Source organism: Roseovarius sp. CAU 1744 (assembly GCF_039839345.1).
Lineage (GTDB): Bacteria > Pseudomonadota > Alphaproteobacteria > Rhodobacterales > Rhodobacteraceae > Roseovarius.
In genome coordinates, this window is the sequence record NZ_JBDOQV010000017.1 from 1 (window position 1) to 3,047 (window position 3,047).

Genomic DNA, 3,047 nt, shown 5'->3' on the forward strand with positions numbered 1-3,047 from the left:
GATAGGAACGCCGAAGGAAGTTATTGAGGGCGAGAGTCGGGTTGCGATGACGCCGGATTCAGCGGAGCAGTTGCGGAAGCTGGGCCATGACTGTGTGATCGAGACGGGGGCCGGTGTGGCGGCTGGATTTTCCGATGCCGCCTTTGAGGCGGCCGGTGTCGAGGTCGTCAAGACGGCTGCGGCGCTGTGGAAGGCGGCCGATGTGGTGGCCAAGGTGCGGCCGCCCACCGATACCGAGATGAAGCGGTTGCGCGACGGCCAGACCCTGATTTCCTTCTTCAACCCCGGCGGCAACGAAAAGCTGATGGACCAGGCCGCCAGGAAGGGCGCGACGGTCATCGCCATGGAGATGGTGCCGCGGATCAGCCGGGCCCAGAAGATGGACGCGCTGAGCTCGATGGCCAATATCGCCGGCTACCGGGCGGTGATCGAGGCGGGCAACAATTTCGGCCGGTTCTTCACCGGCCAGATCACCGCCGCCGGCAAGGTGCCGCCGGCCAAGGTGCTGGTGGTGGGCGCGGGCGTGGCGGGGCTTGCGGCGATCGGCACCTCGACCTCGCTGGGGGCGATCACCTATGCGTTCGACGTGCGCCCCGAAGTGGCCGAGCAGGTCGAGAGCATGGGCGCGGAATTCGTTTACCTGGATTTCGAGGAAGAGCAGGCGGACGGTTCGTCCTCGGGCGGCTATGCCTCTGTTTCCTCGCCGGAATTCCGCGAGGCGCAGCTGGCAAGGTTCCGCGAGCTGGCGCCTGAGATGGACATCGTCATCACCACCGCGCTGATCCCGAACCGCGAAGCGCCGGAGCTGTGGACCGAGGACATGGTCAAGGCGATGAAGCCGGGCTCGGTCATTGTCGACCTGGCCGCCGAGAAGGGCGGCAATTGCAAGCTGACCGTGCCGGATGAGAAGATCGTGACCGAGAATGGCGTCACGATCATCGGCTACACCGATTTCCCCAGCCGGATGGCCGCGCAATCGTCGAGCCTTTATGCCACCAACATCCGCCACATGATGACGGATCTGACGCCGGAAAAGGATGGCGTGATCGTGCATGACATGGAGGATGACGTCATCCGCGGCGCGACCGTGACCCACGCCAAGGAGGTCACCTTCCCGCCGCCACCGCCCAAGGTGCAGGCGATTGCCGCCCAGCCCAAGAAGGAAGCGGCGCGCGAACTGACACCCGAAGAGAAGAAGGCGCAGGAACTGGCGGCCTTCAAGGCACAGACCAAGAACCAGGTGACGATGCTGGCCGTGGGCGGCGGGCTGATCCTGCTGGCGGGGCTTTATACGCCGGCGTCCTTCATGCAGCATTTCATCGTCTTCGTGCTCAGCGTCTTCGTGGGTTTCCAGGTGATCTGGAATGTCAGCCACAGCCTGCACACGCCGCTGATGGCGATCACCAACGCGATCTCGTCGATCATCATCCTGGGCGCGCTGATGCAGATCGGATCGGGGTCGTTCCTGATCCTGCTGCTGGCGGCGCTCAGCGTCTTCATGGCCGCGATCAATATCTTCGGCGGCTTTCTCGTCACCCGGCGCATGCTTGCCATGTTCCAGAAGTCTTAAGAAAGGGTGGGGATTATGGATTTCGGATTTACGACAGCGGCCTATGTGGTCGCGGCGGTTCTCTTCATCCTCGCGCTTGGCGGGCTCTCGGGCCAGGAAAGCGCCAAGCGGGCGATCTGGTACGGCATCGTCGGCATGGCGATCGCGGTGCTTTCAACCCTGATGGGGCCGGGATCGGGCCTGTGGCTCTTGTCGCTGATCCTGATCGCCGGTGGCGCGGTCATCGGCTATCAACTGGCGACGCGGGTGCAGATGACGCAGATGCCCGAGCTGGTGGCGATCATGCACAGCCTCGTCGGCCTGGCGGCGGTCTTCGTGGGGTTCAACGCGGATTTCACCATCGGCATGGTCGAGGCGGCAAAGGCCGCGGGCGACGGCGTCGAGGGCGTGTTCCCGCAGCTCGTGGCCAAGAAGACACCGGTCGAGATCACCATCCTGCAGATCGAACTGGTGCTGGGGATCTGGATCGGCGCGGTGACCTTCACCGGCTCGGTCATCGCCTATGGCAAGCTGGCGGGCAAGGTTGACAGCGCGGCCAAGCAGTTGCCCGGCGGTCACGCGCTGAACGCGGCGGCGGCGGGGCTGTCGCTGCTCTTTGTCATCATGTACCTGGCCGGGTCGGGCACCTGGACGCTGGTGCTGCTGACGCTGCTGGCGCTGTTTATCGGCTATCACCTGATCATGGGGATCGGCGGGGCGGACATGCCGGTGGTGGTCTCGATGCTCAACAGCTATTCCGGCTGGGCGGCGGCGGCGATCGGCTTCAGCCTGGGCAATGACCTGCTGATCACCGTGGGCGCGCTGGTGGGATCCTCCGGTGCGATCCTCAGCTACATCATGTGCAAGGCGATGAACCGGTCGTTCATCAGCGTGATCCTGGGCGGCTTCGGCGGCGCCGGCGGCGAGCAGATGGCCGTCGAGGGCGAACAGGTGGCGATAGATGCCGACGGGGTGGCCACTGCGCTGAACGAGGCCGACAGCATCATCATCATCCCGGGCTACGGGATGGCGGTGGCGCAGGCGCAGCAGGCGGTGAGCGAGCTGACCACCAAGCTGCGCGCCAAGGGCAAGAATGTGCGCTTTGCCATCCACCCGGTCGCCGGCCGTCTGCCCGGGCACATGAACGTGCTGCTGGCCGAGGCCAAGGTGCCCTATGACATCGTGCTGGAAATGGACGAGATCAACGCGGATTTCCCGGATACCGACGTGGCCATCGTGATCGGCTCGAACGACATCGTGAACCCGGCCGCGCAGGACGACCCCAACAGCCCCATCGCCGGCATGCCGGTGCTGGAATGCTGGAAGGCGAAACAGGTCTTCGTCAGCAAGCGCGGCCAGGGCACCGGCTATTCCGGCATCGAAAACCCGCTCTTCTACAAGGAAAACACCCGCATGTTCTACGGCGACGCAAAAGACAGCGTCAACAGCCTGCTCAGCAAGATCAACTGACCCAGGCCGAATGAAAAAAAGGCCAGGG

Annotated in this window: 2 protein-coding genes; both read left to right on the plus strand. The window is 64.2% G+C overall.

Annotated elements, in window-relative coordinates:
* Window position 1 precedes the first annotated feature (1 nt).
* Window positions 2-1,570 (plus strand): Re/Si-specific NAD(P)(+) transhydrogenase subunit alpha, encoded by a 1,569-nt coding sequence (locus AAFO92_RS22440; RefSeq protein ID WP_347539171.1) that lies wholly within the window; start codon window positions 2-4, stop codon window positions 1,568-1,570.
* 15 nt (window positions 1,571-1,585) lie between these two features.
* Window positions 1,586-3,019, plus strand: a complete 1,434-nt coding sequence (locus AAFO92_RS22445) for an NAD(P)(+) transhydrogenase (Re/Si-specific) subunit beta (RefSeq protein ID WP_347539173.1) — start codon at window positions 1,586-1,588, stop codon at window positions 3,017-3,019.
* Window positions 3,020-3,047 lie beyond the last annotated feature (28 nt).

Bases quoted from the DNA above. Each gene is read 5' to 3' on its own strand.
- AAFO92_RS22445 (WP_347539173.1), top strand. From the start codon at position 1,586: ATGGATTTCGGATTTACGACAGCGGCCTATGTGGTCGCGGCGGTTCTC.